The sequence below is a fragment of the Ralstonia sp. 24A2 genome, assembly GCF_051783885.1.
Lineage (GTDB): Bacteria > Pseudomonadota > Gammaproteobacteria > Burkholderiales > Burkholderiaceae > Ralstonia.
On record NZ_JBPVZD010000003.1, the window covers coordinates 211,999 to 237,011 of the forward strand.

Genomic DNA, 25,013 nt, shown 5'->3' on the forward strand with positions numbered 1-25,013 from the left:
CATTCGACCGGATACGAACATGACGACCGACCCGCTCTCATGCCGCGCCATGCATCGGCCCGCCCTCACTGGCGTGCGATACCGCAAGAACAGAACACCACGGTTTGCATGGACACTGCTGGTGGTAGCCCTGGGCATCTCGTTTCAAGCCCAAGCCGCCGTCACGAAGCTGCAGTGTGACGACCTAGTGCCCAAGTACGCCACACCAGCACAGGCACTTGAACACCTACGTTCCGGCGCGCCTGCTGCCCTGCCCGCCCAGCCGACTCTCACCCCAGCGCATCTGCCGTTTGCTGCGCCGCTTGACACCATCCGGCTCACCTCGGCATTTGGCGCGCGCGTGCACCCCCTGAACAAGACCAGCCATGTCCATAGCGGTATCGACTTGGCCGCGCCAATAGGCACACCGGTCATGGCTGCTGCTGCAGGCACCGTGGAGTTTGTCGGCGCCGACCCGTTCTATGGCAACTACATCGTCCTGCGCCATGGTGATCACCGGCAAACCTACTATGGACACCTGTCCGCGTTCGAGCATGGGCTGGCTGTCGGCCAATTGGTGCTGCAGGGGCAGTTGATCGGCAAAGTTGGCAGTACCGGCCAGTCGACGGGGCCGCATCTGCACTTTGAAATCCGCGAGCAACGCCAACCAGTCGATCCGCTGATGCTGACCGCCGGCGTCACCCCCACCAAGGCAAAGAAGGTGACGGCACCACGTACGCCACAAGCGCGCGCGGTACAGGCCAAACACGCCCCCTCGCTGGCTGCATTGCTGGGTGACAAACGAACGTACAGCTGCGCAAGCAGCTAAATCGAGCGTTATCTGCCCCGGGCCTCGGCCTGGATCATCCCGGGCACTAGCGTTTTCCACGATGGAGCTGCCCTGTGCAGTGCAGTAGTTTGGAAGTGGGTTCCCCATGGAGAGCGCCATGTTTACCCATATCCTCTTGCCGACCGACGGCTCCGAGCAATGCCGCAAGGCAGTCGACGGCGCATTGAAGCTTGCGCGCGCCACCGGCTGCCGCCTCACCGCTTACACGTGCATCGAAGAGTTCCCCAACATGGCGTATTCCGCCGGGGTGGGCGAATGTCCGCACGCGTACTACATGGAGCAGGTGAACGGCTACGCCAAGGATTGCATCGATCGCATTGCCGAGCGCGCCCGGGAAGAAGGCATCCAGTTCGACAGCGATGTCTCGCAGTTTGCCGAACCCTACCTTGGCATCCTGGATGCAGCGAAACGGCACGCGTGCGACGTCATCTTCATGGCATCGCACGGGCACCGCAGCTTGATGGGCCGATTGCTGATCGGCAATGAAACGCGCAAGGTGCTGACCTACGCGAGTGTTCCGGTGGTGGTCTACCGTTAGCGGCGGTAGACCTTCGCACCCACGCTGAATTACATCGGCACCGGTTCCGGTGCACCTTCGTCGTGCTCCAGCTCGGCAATGCGCTGGGCTTCTTCGCGCTCACCAATCTGCTTGCGCTGCTCAGGCGTGAGCACCTGCATGATCTTGGCGCCGGCCTGCGCGCGCAGTTGTGCTTCGCGGGTGACGGCACGGCCCAGCGCTTCGCTTAGCGTGCGGGCGCGCGCTTCATCGTACTGGCCGGACGTCACCATTTGACGCAGATCGCGGCGAGCATGTTCGATGGCCTTGTGCTGCTCACGCTCTTGCGGCATCTGCGCATACTTGATCGCGAAGATCTTGTCGCGTTGCTCTTCCGTCAACTTCAGGCCACGCAGGAAGAACTCACCACCGTGGTGGCGACCCATACCATGCGGCGCAGGTTGACCAAAGCCGGGACCCGGCCCGCGACCCATCATGCCCGGACCATGCCCCGGCATCGGCGACATGGGCACAGCGTCGGGCGCGGCGGTCTGGGCCATCGCAGCGCAAGACAAGAGAAGCCCGGCAGTAACAGCAACCAGGCGGCGGGAGGTAACAGCGATCATGATAGGGCTCCTGATGAGAACGTCGGCCGCGCATGTCAACCATGCCAGCCATGCGTTCACTGTAGCCATCGATGTCGCACCAAAGGTGGGCAAACGGAGGAGTTTTATTGAACCCCTGCCGGAGCAGAAACGGCTCCGCTACGGGCTCGGCGCCTACGCGTCGAGTCGATAACCTACGCCGTAGACCGAGTGGATCAAGTCAGTACCCGGGCTCAGCAGCTCCATCTTGCGGCGCAGATTCTTGACGTGCGTATCGACCGTGCGATCGGTCACGATGCGATGGTCGTCGTAGATCTGCTCGAGCAGATTCGCACGCGAGAGGATGCGCCCCGGTGCGCCGGCCAATGCCGCCAGCAAGCGAAACTCCACGGGCGTGAGATCCAGCCGCTGGCCGCGCAGCGTGGCGGCGTATGCAGCGCCGTCGATCACGAGCGCGCTCTCGGGCACACCGCCTCCGCGTTGTGCGCGCCGCAGAATCGTCTTGATGCGCGCGACCAGTTCGCGCGGGCTGAAGGGCTTGCAGAGGTAGTCATCTGCGCCAAGCTCGAGACCGAGCAGGCGGTCGATCTCTTCCACACGCGCCGTCACCATGACGATGGGGACCTCGCTGAAAGTCCGCACTTCGCGGCAGATCTCCAGGCCGTCTTTTCCGGGCAGCATCAGGTCGAGCACGATCAGCTCGGGCATGGCCTCCCGGACTCGCTGCACGGCGTTCGTACCGTCGGCCAGCCATTCGGTTTCGTAGTGGGCGGCGCGCAGGTAGTCGATGGTCAGTGCGGCCAGCTTGGGTTCGTCTTCAATGATCAGAATCATGGTCGGCAAGCGGATCAAGAATGGGCAGGCGGATAAGGATCCAGAGCCCGCCCAGCGGCGAAGGGCAGGCCTCGATGGTGCCGCCGTGTGCGGCAACAATGGTCTGGCACAGGCTCAGGCCCAGCCCGGCCCCGCCCTGTGCACGGCTGCGTGAAGGGTCGGCACGGAAGAGCCGATCGAAGATACGCGGCAGCATCGCTTCGGGCACGCCTGGCGCGCTGTCCTGTACATCGATCTGCTGCCACGCGCCGTCCTTGTGGACATGCACGCGCAGCGTCCCGCCGGCATCGGTGTAGCGCAGCGTGTTCTCCATCAGGTTCTGCATGACCTGGCGCAGGCGCTGCGGATCACCGTTCACCAGGGCTTCTTGCGAAGGCCCGCTTGGCAGATCGAGCTGCAGTGCGATGCCCTTCTCCATCAGGCGCGGCGTAAACCCCTGCACGGCACTGCACACGGTATCGGCCAGATCCAGCGATTCCATGTGGAAAGCTAGCGCGCCCACGTCGGCCAGTGACAGCTCGTACAAATCGTCGATGAGCTTGCTGAGCGTCGCCACCTCGGCCTGCAGCGAGGCCAGCGAAGCGGCCGTCAATGGACGCACGCCGTCTTCCAGCGCCTCCAGCTCGCCACGTAGCACGGCCAGCGGTGTGCGCAACTCGTGCGAGATATCAGCCGTGAGCTGGCGGCGCATTTTCTGGTTGGCTTCCAGCGATGTGGCCAAGTGGTTGAAGTCGGCTGCCAGCCCGCCAAGTTCATCGCGCGAATGGACGTCGACACGCGTGGCGTAGTCACCGTCAGCCATGCGGCGGGTGGCATCCGTCAAGCGGCGCATGGGTGCGAGCAACCCGCGCGCGAGCAAGACCGCCACCAATGCGGCCAACAGCACCGACAACCCGGCGATGATCCACGTCGCACGCAGTTGCTGCCCAAGGAAGGCCTGGTCGGCACCTTCGGGCACGCGCATACGCGCCGGCATGGCCAACCAGCCGATGGTCAGATCGTTGTGGCGGAGCTCATGCCATTTGGCGGTCGGCCCCAGCGGGGGCCCATCACCGATGATGACGTGGCGTTCGGCATCCAGCAGCCAGATTGGCGAACGGGGCATCGGCGGCGGCATCTCGCCAGGCGGGCGCGGCGGCAGGCTACCGGCGCGCGCAACATCGGGCGGCGGTGGCAGGCCACGGTCCATGTCGGGCGGCAGCGGATCAAAGTGGCGGCCGGGCGGCGGGTCAAGATGCTCGCCCCCCATGCCGTTGGCCCGGGCACGGGCGCCTTCACGGCGCAGCAGGCGGAACCACGCCTGGCGATCATTGCGCAGGAATTCCCAGTTGCCGTGCTCGGCGTAGGCAGCTTCAACGCCACGGGCGAGCACGGTCATGCGCTCGGCTTCGCGCGTGTTGATGTAGTCGAGAAAGTTGGCGTCGAAGCGCCAGCGCACGGCCGCACCCATGGCGAGCGCCACGACGATGCTCAACGCGAACAGCACAACGAACAGCTTGGAGGTAATGCCGAAAGACGGGCGCATGGATCAATGCAAACACGCTGTCGCCCGCACCGGCGGGGACGATTCCCGCAAAGCCGGATGCCAGGCTCGGCGTCATCTTACCGGGTGACCCCGGGCGGGATGCCTTGAGGATAACAACCGTATGGCGCCAGAAATTGAGCGAAATGCGAAGAACACGTTCCACCGCGTTTCGATATGGCGCCACGCGCACGTGCCGCTGCCGGTCACCTCATCCCATCCGGCCGCGAAAAGCGCGCTATGCTGCTGCATTCGCCCTCCGCCCAGGAGACTGCCTTGCCCAGCCGGCCGCCCCAGACTGCGTTCTCGATGCTCCGCTGCGCCATGCGGGGCGTGGAGGCCGTTGCCGCCGACTCCAGCCACACGTTCCCGCGGCACACGCACGAGCAGTTCGGCATTGGCATTGTCGAGCGCGGCGCGCAGAAATCCTTCAGCGGGCGCGGCATGGTGGAAGCCGGCGCGGGTGATGTCATCACGGTCAACCCCGCTGAGGTGCACGACGGCACCCCGATCGGCGATGCGGGCCGCGCCTGGCGCATGCTGTACTTCGACCCGTGCGCGGTCAGCGCGCTGGCACAGGACCTGAAAATCGGCAATGCCGAGTTCGATCAACCAGTCGCACACGACGCCAACCTGGCGCGCCGCGTGCGTCTGCTATTCGTGCAGATGACGGCACCCGCTGCACAATGCGATCCGCTGCTGCGCGAGCAATTGCTGCTATCCGTGCTGGCCGATGCGCTGCACGCCCCCAATGTCCGCGCAGAGAACCCACCCGATTCCATTCGCATCGCCCGCACGCGCATCGACGATGACCCCGCCGCCGCTGTCTCGCTGCTCGACCTTGCGCAAGAAACCGGTCTCAGCCGCTTCCAGGTGTTGCGCGGTTTTGCGCGCGTCACGGGCCTGACGCCGCATGCCTATCAGTTGCAGCGGCGTATTGCCCTCGCGCGCCGCCTGATCGCCCAGGGCCTGCCGCTGGCGGAGGCCGCTGCCGCCTGCGGCTTTGCCGACCAAAGCCACATGACCCGCCAGTTCGTACGCAAGTACGGCGTGTCGCCGGGCATGGTGGCAGCGGCGCGGTAGCCAGCCACCCTCCCCCTGCAATTTCGTTCAAGACGCGCGCTTCCAGCGCAGCCATCCTGCGGCTTTCACAGATGCGGGATTCGACATGTCCAAACGCCTCGAAGGTTGCCTCTACCTCGCGCTGGCGATGGTGTTGGTGGGCAGCACGGTTGCGGCCAGCAAGATCATTGCCTCCGGGCTGCCGCCATTCACGGCCACGGCGTTGCGCTTTGCAATCGCGCTGCCGCTGTTTCTCGTTGCCATGCGCGTGACGGGTGCGCGCTGGCCGGTGCTCTCACGCAAAGACTGGGGCCTGCTGTTCCTGCAGGCGGCGGCCGGCAGTGTAGGTTATACGACGCTCTTGATCTCGGGGCTTCGGCACACATCGGCGGCAGACGCTGGCGTCATCATCGGCACGTTGCCGGTGGTGTCCGCGCTCATCGCCATCGTTGTGCTGGGCGAGCGGCCTGGGCGGGCAGTATTGGGCGCCATTGCGCTGGCAACGGCGGGCGTGCTGGCCATCGCATTCCAACCGGGCAGTGACGCTGCGCATCCACTACTGGGTAACGTACTGGTGATTGGCGCGGTGGTCTGCGAAGGGCTGTTCATCCTGCTCAACAAGCGGCTGCACACCCCGGTGCCGCCACTGGCGCTGTCGACGCTGATGAGCCTGTTCGGCTTGCTGACGGCCTTGCTACCCGCGCTGTGGGAAGCACCCTGGCAGCTCCATGCTGGAGCCGAGGCTACGCACGCCCTGGCCGCTGTCGCCTACTACGCTATCGTGCCCACCGTCGGTGGCTTCGTGCTCTGGTATGCGGGTGCAGCGCGCGTGAGTGGCGCGGAGGCCGCACTCTTCACGGCCCTCGCACCCGTGGCGGCCGTGGTGTTTGCCGCCACGCTGCTCGGTGAGGCGGTCAGCGGCCGGCAAATCGCCGGTATCGCGAGTGTGCTGGCAGCCGTGTTGAGCCTCGGCCTGGCACGCTCGTCCGCACCGGCATCTTCCGCGCCCAAGGAGTCCATCTGACCATGCACTTCACCCATGCCACCCAGATCTGGCGCGACTTTGCTGAACTCGTGCCCGGTGTGCTGTCCGTCAAGGGTGTCCGACCGGACACCCGCTTCGATGCGGAGATCGCCCGGCTGCAGGCAGTCGCCCGCGCCCGGTTGGCGAACACGCCGGAAGGCGAATTGCCCGAAATCCAGGCGTGGCGGCGGGCGTTCTCTCGCATGGGCCTGAAACCCACGCAGTACCGCTGCGCAGCTGAATCGCTCTTGCGGCGCTTCAGGAAGGACGACGTGCTGCCGCAACTGCATCCGCTGATCGACATCTGCAACGCGGCCTCGCTGGCGTTTGCGATTCCGGTGGCGGTGTTCGATACAGCGGCCATCGACGGGCATCTGACCGTCCGCCGCGCCATTGGTGACGAGCGCTATCTCACCTTCGCCGGCGAAATCGAGCAGCCCGATGTGGATGAGGTGATCTTTGCCGATGGCGCCAACCACGCGCATGCACGCCGATGGTGCCACCGTCAGAGCGGCGATTCCGCCGTCCATGCGGACACGGCAGACGCGTTGATCGTAGTGGAAGGCATGCACGCGAGTGCGGCTGCCGATGTGCGTGCGTTGCTGGAAACGCTAGCGGCAGCGCTGACGGCCGCCGGAATGATGGTCTCGGCGCCGCGCCTGCTGAGTGCGGCGGCGCCGGAATACGTGGCCTAGGCTTCGGCGTCGGGCGCCGTCACCTCTTCCATGCGTTCGATACGTACGCGCACGATGCGGCGGCTGCCGGCTTCAAGCACGACAAAGCGCAAATCGTGGCGCACCAGCGTATCGCCCACTTCAGGCAGACGATCCCACTGGTTGAACAGGTAGCCGCCCAGGCTCGTGGCACCGCCGCCCTCATCGAGCAGCCAGTCGACGTGCAACACGTCTTCGAGCTGACGCAAATCGGCCTCGCCGGCGACTTCCCAGCAGCCTTCGGTCACCTCGACCACACCGGGGCGCTCGTCCTCATCGGGAAACTCGCCGGCAATGGCTTCGAGCACGTCGATGGGGGTAACCACGCCCTGTATCACGTCCAGTGAATCGGTCACCACCATCATGCGTCCGCGCGCGCGCTTGAGCTTGTCCATCAGGCGCAGGATGCCGATGCTGTCCGCCACCTTGAGCGCCGGCTTCACCGAGCGCTCCACGTCAATGGTGCCGCGCGTGTCGAGATCGCCCATCAGGTCCTTGGCGCGTGCCACACCCACTAGGTCATCCAACCCGCCGCGGCAGACGGGAAACTGGTTGTGCGGCACGGCCAGCAGCAGCTTGCGCGTGGTCGCCACATCGGCGTCCAGATCCACCCACGAGATGTCGTGGCGCGGCGTCATGATCGAGCGCACCGAGCGCTCGGCCAGATCCAGCACGCCGCTGACCATGCTGCGCTCTTCGGGGCGAAACACGGTTTCGGGTGCGGGCTGGTTCGGATTCGGCGCGGCTTCGTGGGCTTCCGCATCGGCCGGGGCACCACGGCGGTCGCCCAGCAAGCTCAGCACCGCATCGGCGGTGCGCTCACGCAGCGGGCGGCGGCGCTCATAGCGCACGGTATTGCGCTGGGCCACCTGGTTGAAGAACTCGATCAGGATCGAGAAGCCGATGGCCGCATACAGATAGCCCTTCGGAATATGAAAGCCCAGGCCCTCGGCCACCAAGCTGAAACCGATCATCAGCAGGAAGCTCAGGCACAGCACCACCACGGTGCGATGCGCGTTGACGAAGGCTGTGAGCGGGCGCGAGGCGAACAGCATGGCACCCATGGCGATCACCACGGCGGTCATCATCACCGGCAGGTCATTAACCATGCCCACGGCGGTAATGACGGAGTCGATGGAAAACACGGCATCCAGGATCACCACCTGCGCGATCACGTTCCAGAACTTACCGTGTCCGGTGCCGTGGCTTTCGTCCTGCGGCTCACCATCCAGGCGCTCGTGCAACTCGGAGGTGGCCTTGAACAATAGGAAGAACCCGCCCAACAGCAGGATGATCGAGCGCCCTGACAGCTCGACTGGTCCGATCGTCAGCAGTGGCTTGGTGAGTCCGATCAGCCACGACATGGCCGCCAGGAGCACCATCCGCATCCCCAGCGCCAGACCCAGGCCGATCATCCGGGCACGATCGCGCTGCGCGGGTGGCAGCTTGTTGACGAGGATGGCAATGAAAACGAGGTTGTCGATGCCGAGAACGATCTCGAGCACCACCAGGGTGAACAGGCCGATCCAGATGGACGGGTCAGCAAGCCAGGTCATAGGGAAAAGTCAGTGACAGCGCAAATGCAATCCGCCGATGATAACCGCAGCGCACGCATGGCCTGCGCTGCGGCAGAGAACGCAACAAACGGGCCGGTCGTCCGTGCGTTCAGCGCTGGGCCGTCTGGGAAACCCGGGCGGCTTGCCCGGCCGGTTTTGCCTGCACGGGGCGATAGCCGTCGGTCAGCGTCTTGAGGAAGACGACGATGTCGCGCACGTCGGCCTCGGAGAGCACCGGCTTGTCGCCGGGCTTGCCGCCAAAGGGCGGCTCCATGTTGACGTTGGCGTGGTACTGCGGCGGCAGATCGTCGAACTTGTCGACGGTGCCGTCGGCCCGGCGCGGATACCACTTCTGCGGTTGCGTATCGCGCTGGGCGTAGAAACGCACGGCGTCTTCCAGCGTATGGATGGCGCCGTTGTGGAAGAACGTCTTGCGCAGCGCCACGTTGCGCAGTGATGGCGTGCGGAAGCGGCCGCAGTAGTCGGTGCGGTCTTTCAGGTCGGTCCGGTCGGGGCCGCACAGGCCGAGATCAAAGAACGCCGAATCGGCATTGGCCGCCAGCGTGCGGTTGCGCGGCACACCCACGGCAATGTGGCCGAAGTCGGTAAACGCCGGGAAGGCGCCGTCCTGCTTGACCGCGCTCACATGGCACGAGGCGCAGTTGCCCTTGGCCGGATCGGCAAACACCTGCAGGCCACGCATCTCCTGCGGCGACAGCTTGACCTGCTTGCGCAAGAACGCGTCGTACTTGCTGTCGTATGGATAGAACTCCGACGGCGTCTGCTGGAAAACCTCCAGCACCATCAACGCCGCGCGGAAAGCGGTGTCGTCATTGTCAAGAATGTCATTGCCGAACACTTGGCGGAACGTCTGCGCATGCCGACCGTTGCGCAGCTTGGCCACCACGGCGGCCGGCGTGCCGTTTGCCATCTCGTGCGCGGAGAGCAACGGAATGCGGGCCTGATCGTGCGTGGAGGACACGCGCCCGTCCCAAGTGTAGCCACCGGTCGGGCCCTGGTCTTCGGAATCGTTGCCGTCGTTCTCAAAGAAGTGCTCGGAGAACGGCGGCACATTCTGGATGTAGCGCAATGACGGTGCGGCGCGCACGCCGGTCTTGTGCATGTCGGCGCCGCCCAGTTGCACGGACAGATCGTTCGGCGGGCCGTAGGCGTGCGTGGGGCTGTGGCAGCTCGCGCAGGCTTGCTTGCCAGAGGCGGACAGCGCCGGATCAAAGAACAGCGCCTTGCCCAGCGCCGTCATGGCGGGCACGGACGGACGGCGCGTCGCCATCATCGTGTAGAAGGCCTTCTCATAGGCCGGTGCGGCTGGTACCGCTGGTGCGGAGGCGGCCACCGGCTTGGCTGCAGGCACAGAAGCCGGCGGAGCCGAGGCAGCTGTCGCCGCCTGCGCCGAGGAAGGTTCGCCGCGTCCGCATGCAGTCAACCCGGCAAGCGCAAGCGCCGAAACAGCGATCACGCGAAACGTGGCAACAGGCAGAAGGCGGCGCATTTGCGATGGGCGGAATGTTGGGAGTCTTGCAACTTAGCATGCGAGTGATGACACTTTGATGTCGTCAAACGTCTGTCACGTCAGCCCTTGGAGAGCCCCCATGGTGGCAAATGTCTTCAAACGTTCAGTGGTGCCCGTGCTCCTCCTGATGATGGTTATCACGGTCAATTGGACCGAGACTCGCTTCAGGCAACCGTTTTCATCATCAACTTGTCACACAGGAAGACCAGACTCCGGCTCGCTTTCGTCCCCCACACAACAATCCAGGGAAATCATGAGCCGAGCATTCCGTCTTCTGCCGCTGACCGCGCTGGTCGCGGCCAGCATGTCCGCCTGCGGCGGCAGCGACTCGAGCAGCACCGCCTCCACCCAGTCCACCTCGGGCGTGGTGACCGGCAGCTACTTCGAGCACGCCAAGGTCTGTATTGACGCCAACAACAACGGCAAGTGCGATTCGGGTGAAACCAGCACCTACACCGATGCCAACGGCGCATACACGCTCGCAGGCTCGGGCGCCGTCACGGTTGAAGTCGGCACCGACGCCTTCCGCAACGACCCGGCGACGGGCGCCCACAATGCCATCACGCAACCGCTGGTGTTCCGCGCACCGGCCGGCGCCGCAGGCGTGATCAGCGCAATCTCGACGGAACTGGCTGCCCTGATGGACAGCAACGGCGGCGACATCAACGCTGCCAAGACGGCTCTGGCCGCACGCCTGGGCGTGACGATCGACAAGCTTCTGGAAGACCACAACAAGGAAAGCGACGCCGCCGCCAAGGCTACGCTGCAGGCTGAAATCGATCAGGCCATCGCGCTGATCGCCGATGCCGTCGCCAACGGCGGCGACATCAACAAGGGTATCCGCGACGGCGTTGCCAAGCGCATGGCGCTGAACAACAACGTGCAGACCATCGTCGTGATCTACGCAGAAAACCGCGGTTTCGACAACCTGTACGGCCTGTTCCCAGGCGCCAACGGCATCCCCGGTGTGAACCAGACCTCCACCGGCTCGTTCGTCGCACAGAAGGACTTCGACGGCTCCGTGCTGCCGAGCCTGCCGCCGACCTGGGGTGGCCTGACCGCCGCCGGCCAGACGGTAACGCTGCCGCAAGCCAGCACCACTGGCTGGGCCAACAAGCCCTTCCAGATCGACAACCCGAACGGCATCAACGGCACGACCACGGTTGTTGGGCAGAACGTCATCACGCGTGATCTGGTGCATCGCTTCTACAACAACCAGATGCAGATCAACGGTGGCAAGAACGACATGTACGCCGCTTACTCCGACGCGGGCGGCCTGTCGTTGGGCTACTACGACGGCAGCAAGATGTCGATGTGGAACATTGCCAAGCAGTACACGCTCGCCGACAACTTCTTCCAGGGCGCCTTCGGCGGCTCGTTCCTGAACCACCAGTACCTGATCTGCGCCTGCGCGCCGATCTACCCGAACGCCAAGAACTCGCCGGCAGCCAACAGCATCTCGCAGGTGACGGTCAACGCCAACGGCGTTCCGGTGCTCAACGCGGGCACGGGCAACCCGAGCTCGGTCCTGACAGGCCCGGCTGTGTACGCCAAGGACAGCACGCTGACGGCCGACGACGGCTCGGGCGTGTTCTACGCGGTCAACACAATGCAGCCGCCGTACCAGCCTTCGGGCAACGGCGTGGCCAGCGGCAACGCTGCCTATGCGGACCCGACCAAGGCATCGACCATGCCGGCGCAATCGCAGCAAACCAACATTGGTGACCTGCTGACTGCCAAGGGCGTGAACTGGGCCTGGTACGCCGGCGCCTGGAACTCGGCCATCGCCGACGCTCCGAACGCCACGCGCAGCGTGATCTACAGCGGCACGATCCAGTTCCAGCCGCACCACCAGCCGTTCAACTACTTCACGCGCTTCGACCCGGCCACCACCACCGGTACCGCCGAGCGTGCAGCCCACCTGAAGGATTACGACGCCGCCTTCCTGCAAGATGCTGCCGCAGGCAAGCTACCGGCCGTGACGTTCTACAAGCCACAGGGCAACCTGAACCAGCACGCCGGTTATGCCAGCGTGGCTGACGGTGACGCCCACATCGCCAACGTGATCGCTCAGCTGCAGAAGAGCCCGCAGTGGAAAAACATGGTGATCGTTGTGACGTATGACGAAAACGGCGGCTTCTACGACCACGCCACGGTGCCGAAGGCTGACCGCTGGGGCCCGGGCACGCGTATCCCGGCGATCATCGTCTCGCCGTTCGCCAAGAAGGGCTTCGTTGACCACACCCAGTACGACACGGCTTCGGTGCTGCGTTTGATCACGCACCGTTTCGCCCTGCCGACGCTGCCGGGCCTGAAGCAGCGCGACGCAGCGCTCGTCTCCAACGGCAACAAGCCGATGGGCGACCTGACCAACGCGCTGGACTTCTCGCAGTCGCAATAACGCCTGCAAGCAGTTCCCATGGGAAAGGCAGCCTCCGGGCTGCCTTTTTCTTTGCCTACTTGCCTTTCCTCTTGCCGGCAGGCTTCTCGCTCACCAGGCTCTCCAGCCGCATCCCCACCTTGATCGTCACCTGCCAGTGGGCGATCTTGCCATCCACGAGGTGGCCGCGCGTCTCAAGCACTTCAAACCAGTCCAGGTACTTCAGCGTCTCGCCGGCCCGGGCGACGGCATTACGGATGGCCGCATCGCTCGACTCCGGCGAAGACCCCACCAGTTCGATCATCTTGTAGGTATGAGAACCCATATCGCCTCCATGTTGGTCTGGGTGTCGTGCAGAAGGTCTCCTGCAGACTGCACGCGGAACGCGCCCACGGCAGAGCGTGCGCCACGTCACTTACCAGAATGGTCGCTACGATCCCACTCTGCTAGCCCATTTTTTACGGACGCATCGAATGCCTGGCGGTTAATTGCGTTCACAAATTTGACAAAGCTTGTCACGCCGACCGACGCAGCGCGTCAAACCCGGCCGAAGCCCCTGCTTGAACTGTCATATTGCGCGGGTACCCTGCGCGGCTTTTGTGTGACATCACGACGTTCCACTGCTGGCACAGAACGTGCCTTTAGTAGATCACCCGTGTCCCCCTAGAGGAGGCGCTATGCGCCACCCCGCCCAACAAGCCCTCGCCCCGCACCCGCTCCCCCGCACGTCTGCATCGTCGGGCACGTCGTCTGATACCTCGCGCCTGCTGGCCGAAACCGTCGCCTTTCATATCGAACGTGGCGGCCGCCGCATCGAGGCCACCTACTCGGCCCGCAACGGCATCGTCACGGTCAAACACCAGGGCAAGTCCTTGTCCACCTATTCGCCGCAGGGCGACTTCAAGGCTGTTGCGCGTCAACTGCTCAGCGTCATGCTGACCATCTGAGCTCACAGCGCAACCAAGTGGCCTTCGGCTTGCGGGCAATGGCCATGGTGAAAGTTCCTGTAATGAATTGCCGGCCGTTTCACCAATCCAGCGCCCGCACAGCCGGTCGCTGGCGGCCGACATCCGCTACGATGGCGGGCATTCCGTTCATCACTTTTGCAGATTGCCGGCTTGCCGGCTGCATTCACCGTGTCTGGCGAAGCCGGTCTTTCCTCGTCTTCCGCGCCTGCGCAAACCCTGTCGCACGCGCCCTTCTCCTACCCCGCCTTCCGGCTGTTCTGGTTCACCAGGCTGTCCACCACCTTCGCCTATCAGATGTTTGGCGTAGCAGTCGGCTGGCAGATCTACGACCTCACGCGCAGCGCCTATGTGCTCGGGCTGGTGGGCCTTGCCCAGTTCCTGCCGTCAGTAATGCTGGTGCTGGCCTCGGGCCATATCGCCGATCGCTACGACCGCCGCCGCGTGGTGCGCGCGTGCCAGGCTATCGAGGCAGTGGTGGCCGTTACGCTGTCCATCATGGCGTTCAATGGGCACGCCGGCGTGCAGCCGATCTTCCTGTGCGTGGTGGTGATTGGCGCAATGCGCGCATTCGAGACACCGACACTGCAGGCGCTGCTGCCATCGCTGGTGCCGCCGCAGGCGTTGCCGCGCGCGGTGGCACTGTCCAGCTCGGCCGGGCAGACCGGGGTCATCCTGGGGCCGGCGCTGGGCGGTTTTCTGTATGTGGCCGGAGCGCCGGTGGTGTATGCCACGGCAGCCGGACTCTTTCTGCTTGCGCACGTACTGCTGGTCTTCGTCCGTATGGAGCGCGTGGTGCAGGTCAGCACGCCGGTGAGCCTGCAATCGTTGTTCGCGGGCATCGCCTTCATCAAGGGGCGGCCTGTGGTGCTGGGCGCCATCTCGCTCGACCTGTTTGCCGTGCTGCTTGGCGGCGCAACGGCACTGCTGCCGATCTACGCGCGCGACATCCTCGGCACGCAGGCGTGGGGGCTGGGGCTGCTGCGTTCTGCGCCGGCGGTGGGCGCGCTCGGGATGGCGCTCTTCCTCGCGCATCGACCACTGGAGCAGCGCGTGGGCAAGATCATGTTCACTGCTGTGGCGGTCTTTGGGCTGGCAACGCTGGTGTTCGGGGTTTCGCGCTGGCTGCCGCTGTCGATGCTGGCGCTGGTGGTGCTGGGCGCCTCGGACATGATCAGCGTGGTGATCCGGACCTCGCTGGTACAGCTCGATACACCCGATGCGATGCGCGGGCGCGTGAGCGCAGTCAACTCGGTCTTTGTCGGCGCATCCAACCAACTGGGCGAGTTCGAATCGGGCATGCTGGCCGGGCTGCTGGGGCCGGTGGCCTCGGTGGTGGTGGGCGCGCTCGGCACGCTGCTGGTGGTGGCGATCTGGATGCGCCTGTTTCCCGACCTCACGAATCGGGACCGCCTGCGCGACCCACATCCGCCACACCCAACACCCCCCTCGTCAGGGGGATAAGGCTGCACACTCGCGCCGCTATTGGCCCGGGCAGGAATCGTGCGCCAAATCGGCCACCCTCTGGCAGGCATGTCAGCGAAACCCCGATGGCATCGGCGGCAGCGAGTTCATATGCTGAGTCACCTTTGGCTGCTCTGTTCCGCTGCGCCGGACCGTGAAGTTCATCCTGCACCCTCCATCCCGCTCCCCAATGGACGCGCGCGCTGCCCGCGCCGGGCATCCTGCGCGCACGGTGCATTCCCCCGCGCCGGCTGAGCGCGTGCCCGATCCCGGGCCATTCAGCGGCAGCGGGCTGAACGTCGCGCCGGCCATTCGCCCGTCCGCCTGGCTGGTGGCGATTGGTGCGGCAGTGGTCGGTACGTTCGGGCGGTTGATGCTGGAATCGGCCGCGGGCATCCGCCTGCCGTTCTATCTGGCGTTTCCGGTGGTAACGATTGCTGCCTGGTACGGCGGTTTCTGGCCAGGCATTGCCGCCATTGTTACGTATGCCCTGTTGTTTGCCGGACTGGTCGAGCTGCAAGCGGTGCCGCCTGCCAACCTCACGCCCGTGCAGTTGACCGTGTTTGCCGCGGGCGCGCTGTTGATCTGCCTGCTGTGCGAGCAGTTACGCCGGGCGCGCGCCGGTGCAGAACGCCGGGCCCGGGCGGAAACACTGCAACGCGTGTCACAACAGCGCCTGCTGGCGGCGCTACAGGCCTCGCCCATCTCGGTCTATGACGTCGACAACACGATGCACTTCACCTGGGTGCACAACCCCGTGTTCGGCTTGCTGCCTGAACAGTTGATGGGGCGCACCGTGCGCGAAGTGTTCGGCCGCCGTGCCGCCGCACGCCTGACGGAAGCGGGCCAACGCGTGATTGCCAGCGGCACGCCCACGCGGGTGGAATTCGCCTTCCGCCGCCGGCATACGCAGCGCGTGGTCTACGACGTGGTGGTCATGCCGCTGCGTGACGACACCGGCGAGATCGTCGGCCTGACCAATGCCGTGATCGACATCAGCGAACGCCGCCAGGCCGAAGCACGTCGCGCGCAGTTGCTTGAGGCCGAATCCCGCGCGCGTGAAGAAGCCGAACGCGCCAGCCGCCTGAAGGACGACTTCCTGGCCACCGTCAGCCACGAACTGCGCACGCCGCTCAACGCCGTGCTGGGCTGGGCTCAGCTGCTGAACATGCGCGCATACGACGAAGCCATGTTCAAGCGCGGCCTGGCAGCCATCGAGCGCAGTGCCCGTACGCAAGTTCACCTGATCGACGATTTGCTCGACATGTCAGCCATCCTCTCCGGCAAAGTGCCGCTGGAGGTCGGGCCGGTGGACTTGGCCGACGTGATGGAGCGCGCCAAGGAAACCATCGAGCCGATGGCGCGCCAGAAGCAGATCAGCATCGACACCGAGTACCTGCCCGTGCCGCTGCTGCAAGGCGATGCGGGGCGCCTGAAGCAGGTGTTCTGGAACCTGCTGGCCAATGCCGTCAAGTTCACGCCCGAGGGTGGGCACGTCCGCCTGGCGGTGTACCCAGCGCCGGAAGGCGTGGTGGCCACGGTGCGCGATACCGGCATCGGCATTGAGCCGGCCTTCCTGCCGCATATCTTCGACCGATTCCAGCAGGCAGACCTGTCCAACACCCGGCGCCACGGCGGCCTCGGGCTGGGGCTGTCGATCGCCAAGCAACTGGTCGAGCTGCATCACGGGCGCATCACCGCGGCCAGCAGCGGGGCCAATCACGGCACCACGATGGCCGTCACGCTGCCGCTGCACGCCACGCAACCGGATGAGCAAGCGGACCGCGTGCCCGGTTTCGTTTCAGGCACGTCGGCTCCCGCGCTGGACGGCATGCGCGTGCTGGCCGTGGACGACAACCCGGAATCGCTCGGCGTGATTGCGCTGATGCTTGAGCGCTATGGCGCCGAGGTCGTCACCGTATCCAACGGACCCGCCGCACTCGATGCGCTGGCGCAAGCCACCGCAGACTACCCGTTCGATGCACTGGTCAGCGACCTGGCCATGCCCGGCATGGATGGCATGCAGCTTGTGCGTGCCGTGCGCGCGAGTGGCATGATCGACCTGCCCGCCATTGCCGTCACCGCCTTTGCCGACCCGATCCGGCTGAAGGCGGCCAAGGAGGCCGGCTACCAATCCGTCATCACCAAACCGATCTTCCCCGGTGAGCTGGGCCACGTGCTGGCCGCCAACGTGCGCCGCAAGATGGGGCCGGCGACGTTGACTTGATCGGTTGGCCTGACCTGCGCGCAGCCATGCCTTGACGGAATGGTTGACCCAACAAAAGTCATTGGCGTGCGTGTGAACGCATCCGCATACTGGGCGTCTGTGCCGATCGGTGGGCATCTCTCCCCTAGCAGTTCCCAGCATCCTGCTCTACCGATCGGCCAGCTTGCCCTTCCTATCAGTCGCGATTCGTCAGTCGCGCGGCTGCCTGCCGTACCCATAAGAACGCCTGAATCCTGCTGCCCATCTCGGGTTGCATCGGCATTCCAGGCTCAGAGAGGAGACTGCATCGCCATGCCCATCCGTTCCCTTCCCGTTGTGTTGTCCGCCATTGCGCTCGGCATCTCTGCGCAGGCCGTTGCCAAAGATGCGCCGACAGCCATCAATTCGGCCGCCACGCAGACGATCACCGTGCCCGGCCTGTCCAAACCCGCCGACATCCTGATCGACCGCTGGGGCGTGCCGCACATCTACGCCAAGAGCGAAGACGACGGCTTCTTCGCGCAGGGCTTCAATGCCGCGCGTGACCGCCTGTTCCAGATCGACCTGTGGCGCCGCCGCGGCTTGGGGCAACTCTCCGAAGTGTTCGGCCCCGCCTATGTGGAACAGGATCGCGCCACGCGGCTGTTCCTCTACCGAGGTGACATGCAGGTCGAGTGGAAGCACTACAGCCCCGATGCGCAGCGCATTGCTACGCGCTTCGTCGCCGGCATCAACGCGTATGTCGATTGGCTGGCCAAGCACCCGGAACAGATGCCGTTCGAGTTCCGCAAGCTGAACTACACGCCTGCACACTGGGCACCAGAAGACGTTGTGCGCATCCGCAGCCACGGCCTCACGCGCAACCTGCAATCGGAAGTGGCACGCGCCAACGTCGCCTGCAAGACCAGCCTGGCCGACGACACCATCCGCTTCGGCCTGCAGCCCGACTGGCAAACCCAGTTGCCCGAAGGCCTGGACCCATGCCTGCCGAAGGATCTGCTCAAGGTCTTCACGCTCGCCACGCAAGGCGTGAAACTCACACCGGAATCGCTGAAGGGCGTCGACATCGACAGCACGCGCGTCGCCGCTGCCACCAATCTCGAAGAGACCATGGAGGGCAGCAACAACTGGGTAATCGCACCGGGCAAGTCCACCACCGGCCGCGCCGTGATGGCCAACGACCCACACCGCGCGTATTCCGCACCGAGCCTGCGCTACATCGCCCACGTCAGCACGCCCACGCTCGACATCATCGGCGCGGGCGAGCCGTCGCTGCCGGCCGTGTCGATCGGTCACAACGGGCACGTCGCCTTTGGCCTGACCATATTCAACATCGATCAGGAAGATCTCTACGTCTATGAGCTGAACCCGGCCAACAACAGCGAATACCGCTACAAGGACAGTTGGGAGCCCTTCACGGTGCTGCATGAAACCGTGAAGGTGCGCGGCGGCGAGGCTCGCCCCGCCGATCTGACGTTTACGCGCCACGGCCCCGTCATCTATATCGATGCGGAGAAGCACCGCGCGTATGCCGTGCGCTCGGCGTGGTTGTCGCCAGGGATGTCACCGTACTTCGGTTCAGTCGGTTACATGCGCGCGCGCACGTTCGCACAGTTCAAGCAATCGATGATGAACTGGGGCGCCCCCACCGAGAACCAGGTCTATGCCGATACCAAGGGCAACATCGGCTGGGTGCCAGGTGGACTCGCCCCGATCCGCCCGAACTGGGACGGGCTGCTGCCCGTGCCGGGTGACGGCCGCTACGAGTGGGCCGGTTTCTGGCGCGGCGACCAACTGCCCAGCACCTACAACCCGAAGTCAGGCTACTTCACCTCGTCCAACGAGATGAACCTGCCGGCGGACTATCCGTACCGCGAGCGCAAGCTGGGTTTCGAATGGACCAACGGCTCGCGCCACGCGCGCATTGACGAAGTGCTGGCCAAGCTCGACAAGGTGTCGCTCGAAGACTCGATGCGGCTGCAGAACGATATGGTGTCGATTCCCGCGCGCAGGCTGATGGCGCTGCTTAGCTCCCTGTCGTCCAGCGATGCAGACACGCAAGCCGCGCTCAACCTCTTCAAGGGCTGGAACGCGACCATGCTGGCAGATTCTCCGCAGGCCGCACTGCATGAGGTCTGGTTCACGCATCACCTGGGCCGCGCATTCAAGAACGCGGTGCTCCCCAAGGCAAGCGCCGATGCCATGGGCGCGCCCGACACTGCGGTCATGCTCGACACGCTGGAACACCCGCAAGGCAGCGAACGCAAGTTCGGCGAAGACCCACAACAGGCCGCCGCCAAGCGCGACGCCGTGCTGCTCGCCAGCCTGAAGGACGCATGGGCCGACATGGTCAAGCGCCAGGGCGCGAACCCGCAAGCCTGGAACTGGGGCATGCTGCATCACAACCTGAACGCCCACCCGTTTGCCGCGATCGTCGACGAGGCCACGCGCGCCAAGCTCAACGTCGGCCCGACACCGGAAGGCGGCAGCCCCTACACACCCAACCAGTCGACGTACCGCGCGAGCGATTTCCTGCAGACCAACGGCCCGTCGTTCCGCACGGTGGTGGATGTCGGCAACTGGGACAACTCCCGCGCCGTCAACCTGCCCGGCCAGTCCGGCAACCCCGACAGCCCGCACTACCGCGACCTCGCACCGCTGTGGCTCAAGGGCGAGTACTTCCCGCTGCTGTATTCGCGCAAGGCGGTGGAGGCTGCCACGGAGTCGCGCGTGCATCTGGTGCCGGCAAAGTAAGTAGCAGGTCCCAAAAGGAAACGCCACAGCAGAACAGCGCGGTGGCGTTTTTCTTTAGCCGGTCACCGGCGCCAACGTAGGTCGCCAGACGGTTTGGCCGTACCCTGCCCTATGCGGCGCCTTGAATTTCTGTTGCAAGGAGGAAAAAGGAAGGGGAACTGTTTGAGCGAAGCGAGTTTTCCCCTTCCCCTCCTTGCGACAGAAATTCAAGGAGGGGGTCGCCGCATCGGGCGCGCCTTTCTTTGCTTACTTTCTTTGGCAAGACAAAGAAAGTGAGTCGGCCCCGGCAGGGGACGAAACACAGGGCACACCACCAACATCCCGCCTAAGCGATCTGCGTCGAAGCCAATGCCGCACGCACAACCTCAGCCCGCGGGATCGGCGCAACAGCGCTATAGCCGGTCGTCGAAATCGCAGCAGCAACGTTGGCATAGCGCGCCGCCTCAATCGGCGAATCCCCCGCCACAATGCGCGCAACAAACGACCCACCAAAGCAATCCCCCGCTCCAGTCGCATCAATCGCATCGACCGTATGACGCGGCACCAGCGTGCGCGACTCCGGCGTGGCCACGTAGCAGCCTTCCGCGCCCATCTTGAGTGCCACCAGCTTGATGCCCCAGCCGAGCAGCGTATCGACAATGCCGTCGCGATCGTGGCAGTCGAGCAGCACGGTCACGTCATCCCAGCTCGGCAGGCACAGGTCGCACGTGCGCATGGCCTCACGCATCACCGCACGGGCGCGGGCCAGCGGCCACAGGCGCAAGCGCAGATTGGTATCGAACGACACCAGCACGCCTGACGCCTGCGCATGCGCCATCGCCGCCAGGCCGGCATCGCACGCCGTATCGCTGATGGCGAGGCTGATACCCGACAGGTGGAACGCCTTGGCCGCCGCAATCGCCTGCAACGGCAGTTGCGCGGTCTGGAAACGGCTGGCCGCGGAACCCGCGCGCAGGTAATCGAAGTGATGACCACGCGCGTCATGCGAAACGAAGTACAGGCCCGTCGGCGCCTGCGCATCGGTATGCACGTAGGTGTGATCGACGCCCTCCGCTTGCCACAGCGCACGCAGCGCCTGACCAAAGCGGTCACCACCCACCGCGCTGATGTAGCCGGTGCGTGCGCCCTGCCGCGCCGCGGCAATGCAGAAGTTGGACGTATCGCCGCCGAAACCGAAGTTCCACGACGTGCTGCCGGAATCCGCCTGGTTGAACTCGATCAGCGCTTCGCCATAGGCGAGGATGTCTGCCATGCGCGCCCCGCTCAGAAGTACGTCTGCACCACGTCGACGACGTTGTACGTATCGTCGATAACCGGGATCTGGCGCCACTTGTCGAACGTCAGGCACGGGTGCGAGATGTCGAAGGCAATCATGTCGCCGACCTTGATGTCGTCGCCGGGGGCGATCTTCAGGTAGGCGTGCTGATCCATCATGCCGGTTACTTCCCAATGCGCAGGCGTGGCCGACGGCGTCTTGTCACCCGGGCGGAAATGCAGCACTGGCAACGGCAGGCCGGCATCGAAGGCCGCATCGCGCTTGCCCAGCGCCACGATGGCGCGCTCGCCTTCGGGTACCGATTGCACATAGGCCCACAGTTGCAGCGCGGGCAGCAGGCTGGAGCGCATCTTGTGCGCGATCGGGTTGTTGGCGTCGATACGCGCCTGCGCGGCTTTATAGATACCGACGTCGTGCGTCAGGTAGCAGCCGGGGCGCAGCACCACGTCCAGCGGCTGGCCGATATCGGTCTTGGCAAATTCTTCAGCCACTACGTCGTACCAGGCCGAGCCAGCACCGGTCAGCACAGCCGGCGTGCGTTGCAGGCGGCCGGCCCTCGCGAGATCGCCAATGGTCTTCACGGCGCGCTGCAGGAAGGCACGGATGTCGGCTTCTTCCTTGATCACGCCTTCATAGACTTCCACGCCTGCCAGCTTGACGGCGCCATTGGCACGCGTGAGCGCATCCAGCACCGAGTGCAGTTGCGCCTCATCACGCACACCAGTGCGGCCGCCCTGCACACCCAACTCGATCAACACCTGGATCGGGCGACCCGCCTTGCCGAAGAAGGCCGCAAGTTGATCCACCTGATCCGCCGCATCCACCAGACAGAAGAATTCGAACGACGGATCGGCCAGCAGCTCAGCCAGGATGGCCATGTTGCGCTTGCCGACCAGCTGGTTGGCCATCAGCACGCGGCGCACGCCGTGCGCGTAGGCAACGCGCGTCTGGTGCGCGGTTGCCAGGGTGATACCCCATGCACCGCCCGCCAACTGACGCTGGAACAGACGCGGGGCCATCGTCGTCTTGCCATGCGGCGCCAGCTTGACGCCGTATTCACCCACAAAACGCTGCATCCAAGCCAGGTTGTGCTCCAGGCGCGACTGCGAGAGCACCGCCACCGGCAAGTTCAAGTCTTCGTTCAATACGTTCCAGCGCTGGGCAGCGATCTGCTCCGGCGCACAAGCGGCTTCCAACGCACCCAAGCCCTTGTCGAGCGGGTTGACGACGGCGCTGGTGTCTCCTTGATACTTTGTATCACTCATAGAAATCGACTCGCGTTCCTTTGGGGGTAAACATCGGGTTGACACAATGATAGCGGCGAAACTATTCTCCGGGCCGGCCTGTTACAAAGTACCAAAACACTCCGACAGCAGCTATCCGGACAACTACCGGGAGCCCAGCATGCTTGAACCAATGCGCGAACCGATGGACATCGTCACCCGAATCTCTCAGCGAGCCGCCGAGTTGCGCCCTGCTGAGCAGAAGGTCGCGCAGACGGTGCTGGGTGACATTGCCGAAGCGGCTGCCGGCAGCATCCAGACGCTGGCAGAACGCGCCGGCGTAAGCGAAGCCAGCGTCACCCGCTTCGCCAAAGCGATGGGTTGCCGCGACGTGCGCGAACTCAAACTCAAGCTAGCGCAGGCAGCCGCAGTCGGCCAGCGCTTTCTGGATGGCGGCGCCGATCGCCCACCCTCCAGCGCCGACGGCATCCTCGCCGACATCACAAACGTGCTGGAAGCCAACCGCGCCCTGGTACGGCCCGAGGCGTTCCGCAACGCTGCCGAGGCCTTGGCGAAAGCGCGCATGGTTGCCGTGTTCGGCATGGGCGGCGGCTCGACCACCATGGCCGACGAGATGCGCTACCGCCTCGCCCGCCTGGGACGGCCAGTCTCCACCTATCATGATTCGATGCTGCAGCGGATGGTTGCGGCCACGCTCAGTCCGGACGACGTCGTGGTCGTGTTCTCCGTGACCGGCCACGTGCCGGAGGTGATCGACAGCGTGACCATCGCGCGCGAATACGGCGCCAAGATCGTTGCCATTACGGCGATCGGTTCGCCGGTGGCGGCGCTGGCCGATGTCTTGCTGCCGATCCAGGCCATGGAAACCGATTTCATCTTCAAGCCGTCGTCATCGCGCTACGCCATGATGATGATGATCGACCTGCTGGCGACCGAGGTCGCACTGCAGCAGGCCGATCGCAGCAAGGAGCTCTTACGGCGCATCAAGTACGTGCTCGATGCGCATCGCGGCGGCGGCAATCGCCAGCCGCTCGGAGATTGAGCCAGAGCCGCACATGGAGCAGTACATGGAACAATACGACAGCGTCATCCGCCAGGTCCGCATCGTCGACGGCAGCGGCCACGAGCCCGAGGCCACGCTGTTTGACGTGGCCATCACCGATGGGCGCATCGCCGCCATCGCCACGTCGGATTCCACCGCGTGGCTGGGCGACGAGGAAATCGCCGGCGAGGGCCGCGTGCTCGCCCCCGGCTTCATCGACGTGCACACGCACGACGACACCAACGTCATCCGCACGCCCGACATGCTGTGCAAGGTGTCGCAGGGCATCACCACGGTCATCGTCGGCAACTGCGGGATCAGCGCGTCGCCGGCCACGCTCAAGGGTGAGCCGCCGGACCCGATGAACCTGCTCGGGCCCGCCAATGCGTTTACATATCCGACCTTTGCCTCCTACGTGGAAGCCGTGGAACGCGCGCAGCCGGCCGTCAACGTGGCCGCGCTGATCGGCCATACGGCGCTGCGCAACAACCACCTGGACCGCTTGGACCGCCCCGCCACCGCCGATGAAGTCGAAGGTATGCGCGCGCAACTGCGCGAGGCGCTCGACCACGGTGCGCTGGGCCTGTCCACGGGCCTGGCCTACGCCAACGCCTTCGCCTCGACCACCGAAGAGGTGATGGGCCTGGCCGAGCCGCTGGCCGAAGCCGGCGCCATCTACACCACGCATCTGCGCACCGAATTCGCTGCGATTCTCGATGCGATGGATGAGGCTTACCGCGTGGGCAAACATGCGCGCGTGCCCATCGTGATCTCCCACCTGAAATGCGCAGGCGCCGCCAACTGGGGCCGCGCGGGCGAAGTGCTGGAGTCGATCGAAGGTGCCCAGCGCTATCAGCCAGTGGGCTGCGACTGCTATCCGTACACCGCCAGCTCGTCCACGCTGGACTTGAAGCAGGTGACGGACGAATTCGACATTTTCATCACGTGGTCGGAGCCTGAGCCGGGCATGGCTGGGCAGACGCTCAAGGAAATCGCCGCCGCGTGGGGCACCGACCTGATGGACGCCGCGCGCCGCCTGCAGCCGGCCGGCGCGGTGTACCACAACATGTCTGCGCAGGATCTGGACCGCATCATCACGCACCCCGCCACGGTGATCGGCTCGGACGGCCTGCCGAACGACCCGAAACCGCATCCGCGCCTGTGGGGCGCCTTCCCGCGCGTGCTTGGCTACTACAGCCGGGAACGCAAGCTGCTGTCGCTCTCCGCTGCCATCCGCAAGATGACGGGCCAGTCCGCCGAGCGCTTTGGCTTGACTGAGCGCGGCCTGGTGCGTGAAGGCTACTGGGCCGACCTCGTGCTGTTCGACCCGGAAACGGTGCGCGATGTCGCCACCTTTACCGATCCGCAGCAACCGGCGGCCGGTATTGCCGCCGTGTGGGTCAATGGCCACTTGTCGTACCACGAAGGTACCGTGCAACCGAATCGCGCCGGGCGCTTCCTCAAGCGCGGGCCGCGTGCACAGGCAGCCGCCGCCGCTGAACTTCACTGA

The 25,013-nt window shown here is 64.9% G+C and carries 20 protein-coding genes; 12 read left to right on the top strand and 8 right to left on the bottom strand.

Annotated features, from left to right (window positions below):
* The first annotated feature begins 19 nt into the window (after nucleotides 1-19).
* A complete protein-coding gene (locus ACS13N_RS18370; RefSeq protein WP_438933059.1) occupies nucleotides 20-808 on the top strand; it encodes a M23 family metallopeptidase in 789 nt (262 codons plus the stop codon).
* Nucleotides 809-926: 118 nt separating this feature from the next.
* Nucleotides 927-1,367 (top strand): universal stress protein, encoded by a 441-nt coding sequence (locus ACS13N_RS18375; RefSeq protein WP_438933060.1) that lies wholly within the window; start codon nucleotides 927-929, stop codon nucleotides 1,365-1,367.
* A gap of 29 nt (nucleotides 1,368-1,396) precedes the next feature.
* On the opposite strand, the gene ACS13N_RS18380 is transcribed toward ACS13N_RS18375, so the two are convergent.
* From ACS13N_RS18380 to ACS13N_RS18390, 3 genes are all read right to left on the bottom strand, one after another.
* A complete protein-coding gene (locus ACS13N_RS18380) occupies nucleotides 1,397-1,951 on the bottom strand; it encodes a Spy/CpxP family protein refolding chaperone (protein ID WP_438933061.1) in 555 nt (184 codons plus the stop codon).
* 153 nt (nucleotides 1,952-2,104) lie between these two features.
* Nucleotides 2,105-2,764 carry a response regulator gene (locus ACS13N_RS18385; RefSeq protein ID WP_438933062.1) on the bottom strand — a complete coding sequence of 220 codons (660 nt, stop codon included), beginning with the start codon at nucleotides 2,762-2,764 and terminating at the stop codon, nucleotides 2,105-2,107.
* Nucleotides 2,748-4,289, bottom strand: a complete 1,542-nt coding sequence (locus ACS13N_RS18390) for an ATP-binding protein (protein ID WP_438933063.1) — start codon at nucleotides 4,287-4,289, stop codon at nucleotides 2,748-2,750. Before ACS13N_RS18390 ends, ACS13N_RS18385 begins: the two co-directional genes overlap by 17 nt.
* A 321-nt stretch (nucleotides 4,290-4,610) precedes the next feature.
* On the opposite strand from ACS13N_RS18390, the gene ACS13N_RS18395 reads away from it, so the two are divergent.
* From ACS13N_RS18395 to ACS13N_RS18405, 3 genes are all read left to right on the top strand, one after another.
* On the top strand, nucleotides 4,611-5,369 hold the full coding sequence (locus tag ACS13N_RS18395) for an AraC family transcriptional regulator (protein ID WP_438934443.1): 759 nt from the start codon (nucleotides 4,611-4,613) through the stop codon (nucleotides 5,367-5,369).
* 85 nt (nucleotides 5,370-5,454) lie between these two features.
* Nucleotides 5,455-6,372, top strand: a complete 918-nt coding sequence (locus ACS13N_RS18400; RefSeq protein WP_438933064.1) for a DMT family transporter — start codon at nucleotides 5,455-5,457, stop codon at nucleotides 6,370-6,372.
* 2 nt (nucleotides 6,373-6,374) lie between these two features.
* The gene (locus ACS13N_RS18405) at nucleotides 6,375-7,067 is read left to right on the top strand and encodes a B3/B4 domain-containing protein (protein WP_438933065.1); all 693 of its coding nucleotides are present in this window, start codon (nucleotides 6,375-6,377) and stop codon (nucleotides 7,065-7,067) included.
* Here the strand turns inward: ACS13N_RS18405 and ACS13N_RS18410 are convergent.
* The gene (locus ACS13N_RS18410; RefSeq protein WP_438933066.1) at nucleotides 7,064-8,641 is read right to left on the bottom strand and encodes a TerC family protein; all 1,578 of its coding nucleotides are present in this window, start codon (nucleotides 8,639-8,641) and stop codon (nucleotides 7,064-7,066) included. The two genes, ACS13N_RS18405 and ACS13N_RS18410, sit on opposite strands and share 4 nt — an antisense overlap.
* Before the next feature lie 109 nt (nucleotides 8,642-8,750).
* Nucleotides 8,751-10,151, bottom strand: coding sequence for a cytochrome-c peroxidase (locus ACS13N_RS18415; protein WP_438933067.1), 1,401 nt, complete (start codon nucleotides 10,149-10,151; stop codon nucleotides 8,751-8,753).
* A gap of 274 nt (nucleotides 10,152-10,425) precedes the next feature.
* Here ACS13N_RS18415 and acpA point away from each other — a divergent pair, with 274 nt between their 5' ends.
* Nucleotides 10,426-12,573, top strand: coding sequence for an acid phosphatase (acpA, locus tag ACS13N_RS18420; RefSeq protein ID WP_438933068.1), 2,148 nt, complete (start codon nucleotides 10,426-10,428; stop codon nucleotides 12,571-12,573).
* A 55-nt stretch (nucleotides 12,574-12,628) separates the two neighbouring features.
* On the opposite strand, the gene ACS13N_RS18425 is transcribed toward acpA, so the two are convergent.
* Nucleotides 12,629-12,877, bottom strand: coding sequence for a dodecin (locus tag ACS13N_RS18425; RefSeq protein WP_438933069.1), 249 nt, complete (start codon nucleotides 12,875-12,877; stop codon nucleotides 12,629-12,631).
* Between the two features lie 352 nt (nucleotides 12,878-13,229).
* Between ACS13N_RS18425 and ACS13N_RS18430 the strand changes: the two genes are divergently transcribed.
* The 4 genes from ACS13N_RS18430 to ACS13N_RS18445 all read left to right on the top strand — a co-directional run bounded on the left by ACS13N_RS18430 (nucleotide 13,230) and on the right by ACS13N_RS18445 (nucleotide 19,941).
* On the top strand, nucleotides 13,230-13,499 hold the full coding sequence (locus tag ACS13N_RS18430; protein WP_438933070.1) for a hypothetical protein: 270 nt from the start codon (nucleotides 13,230-13,232) through the stop codon (nucleotides 13,497-13,499).
* Between the two features lie 189 nt (nucleotides 13,500-13,688).
* A complete protein-coding gene (locus ACS13N_RS18435; RefSeq protein ID WP_438934444.1) occupies nucleotides 13,689-14,981 on the top strand; it encodes an MFS transporter in 1,293 nt (430 codons plus the stop codon).
* A gap of 190 nt (nucleotides 14,982-15,171) precedes the next feature.
* Nucleotides 15,172-17,208, top strand: a complete 2,037-nt coding sequence (locus ACS13N_RS18440) for an ATP-binding protein (RefSeq protein ID WP_438933071.1) — start codon at nucleotides 15,172-15,174, stop codon at nucleotides 17,206-17,208.
* Between the two features lie 291 nt (nucleotides 17,209-17,499).
* Nucleotides 17,500-19,941, top strand: coding sequence for a penicillin acylase family protein (locus tag ACS13N_RS18445; protein WP_438933072.1), 2,442 nt, complete (start codon nucleotides 17,500-17,502; stop codon nucleotides 19,939-19,941).
* A gap of 325 nt (nucleotides 19,942-20,266) precedes the next feature.
* On the opposite strand, the gene ACS13N_RS18450 is transcribed toward ACS13N_RS18445, so the two are convergent.
* Together ACS13N_RS18450 and ACS13N_RS18455 are read right to left on the bottom strand one after the other, a co-directional pair.
* Nucleotides 20,267-21,193 (bottom strand): sugar kinase, encoded by a 927-nt coding sequence (locus ACS13N_RS18450; RefSeq protein WP_438933073.1) that lies wholly within the window; start codon nucleotides 21,191-21,193, stop codon nucleotides 20,267-20,269.
* An 11-nt stretch (nucleotides 21,194-21,204) separates the two neighbouring features.
* Complete coding sequence (locus ACS13N_RS18455) at nucleotides 21,205-22,482, bottom strand: amino acid deaminase (RefSeq protein WP_438933074.1); 1,278 nt, start codon at nucleotides 22,480-22,482, stop codon at nucleotides 21,205-21,207.
* 151 nt (nucleotides 22,483-22,633) lie between these two features.
* Here ACS13N_RS18455 and ACS13N_RS18460 point away from each other — a divergent pair, with 151 nt between their 5' ends.
* Together ACS13N_RS18460 and ACS13N_RS18465 are read left to right on the top strand one after the other, a co-directional pair.
* Entirely contained in the window at nucleotides 22,634-23,503 is an 870-nt protein-coding gene (locus ACS13N_RS18460) for a MurR/RpiR family transcriptional regulator (RefSeq protein ID WP_438934445.1), read from the top strand.
* A 25-nt stretch (nucleotides 23,504-23,528) separates the two neighbouring features.
* Nucleotides 23,529-25,013, top strand: coding sequence for a D-aminoacylase (locus ACS13N_RS18465; protein WP_438933075.1), 1,485 nt, complete (start codon nucleotides 23,529-23,531; stop codon nucleotides 25,011-25,013).

Bases quoted from the DNA above. Each gene is read 5' to 3' on its own strand.
- ACS13N_RS18370 (WP_438933059.1), top strand. From the start codon at position 20: ATGACGACCGACCCGCTCTCATGCCGCGCCATGCATCGGCCCGCCCTC.
- ACS13N_RS18375 (WP_438933060.1), top strand. From the start codon at position 927: ATGTTTACCCATATCCTCTTGCCGACCGACGGCTCCGAGCAATGCCGC.
- ACS13N_RS18380 (WP_438933061.1), bottom strand. From the start codon at position 1,951: ATGATCGCTGTTACCTCCCGCCGCCTGGTTGCTGTTACTGCCGGGCTT.
- ACS13N_RS18385 (WP_438933062.1), bottom strand. From the start codon at position 2,764: ATGATTCTGATCATTGAAGACGAACCCAAGCTGGCCGCACTGACCATC.
- ACS13N_RS18390 (WP_438933063.1), bottom strand. From the start codon at position 4,289: ATGCGCCCGTCTTTCGGCATTACCTCCAAGCTGTTCGTTGTGCTGTTC.
- ACS13N_RS18395 (WP_438934443.1), top strand. From the start codon at position 4,611: ATGCGGGGCGTGGAGGCCGTTGCCGCCGACTCCAGCCACACGTTCCCG.
- ACS13N_RS18400 (WP_438933064.1), top strand. From the start codon at position 5,455: ATGTCCAAACGCCTCGAAGGTTGCCTCTACCTCGCGCTGGCGATGGTG.
- ACS13N_RS18405 (WP_438933065.1), top strand. From the start codon at position 6,375: ATGCACTTCACCCATGCCACCCAGATCTGGCGCGACTTTGCTGAACTC.
- ACS13N_RS18410 (WP_438933066.1), bottom strand. From the start codon at position 8,641: ATGACCTGGCTTGCTGACCCGTCCATCTGGATCGGCCTGTTCACCCTG.
- ACS13N_RS18415 (WP_438933067.1), bottom strand. From the start codon at position 10,151: ATGCGCCGCCTTCTGCCTGTTGCCACGTTTCGCGTGATCGCTGTTTCG.
- acpA (WP_438933068.1), top strand. From the start codon at position 10,426: ATGAGCCGAGCATTCCGTCTTCTGCCGCTGACCGCGCTGGTCGCGGCC.
- ACS13N_RS18425 (WP_438933069.1), bottom strand. From the start codon at position 12,877: ATGGGTTCTCATACCTACAAGATGATCGAACTGGTGGGGTCTTCGCCG.
- ACS13N_RS18430 (WP_438933070.1), top strand. From the start codon at position 13,230: ATGCGCCACCCCGCCCAACAAGCCCTCGCCCCGCACCCGCTCCCCCGC.
- ACS13N_RS18440 (WP_438933071.1), top strand. From the start codon at position 15,172: ATGGACGCGCGCGCTGCCCGCGCCGGGCATCCTGCGCGCACGGTGCAT.
- ACS13N_RS18445 (WP_438933072.1), top strand. From the start codon at position 17,500: ATGCCCATCCGTTCCCTTCCCGTTGTGTTGTCCGCCATTGCGCTCGGC.
- ACS13N_RS18450 (WP_438933073.1), bottom strand. From the start codon at position 21,193: ATGGCAGACATCCTCGCCTATGGCGAAGCGCTGATCGAGTTCAACCAG.
- ACS13N_RS18455 (WP_438933074.1), bottom strand. From the start codon at position 22,482: ATGAGTGATACAAAGTATCAAGGAGACACCAGCGCCGTCGTCAACCCG.
- ACS13N_RS18460 (WP_438934445.1), top strand. From the start codon at position 22,634: ATGCGCGAACCGATGGACATCGTCACCCGAATCTCTCAGCGAGCCGCC.
- ACS13N_RS18465 (WP_438933075.1), top strand. From the start codon at position 23,529: ATGGAACAATACGACAGCGTCATCCGCCAGGTCCGCATCGTCGACGGC.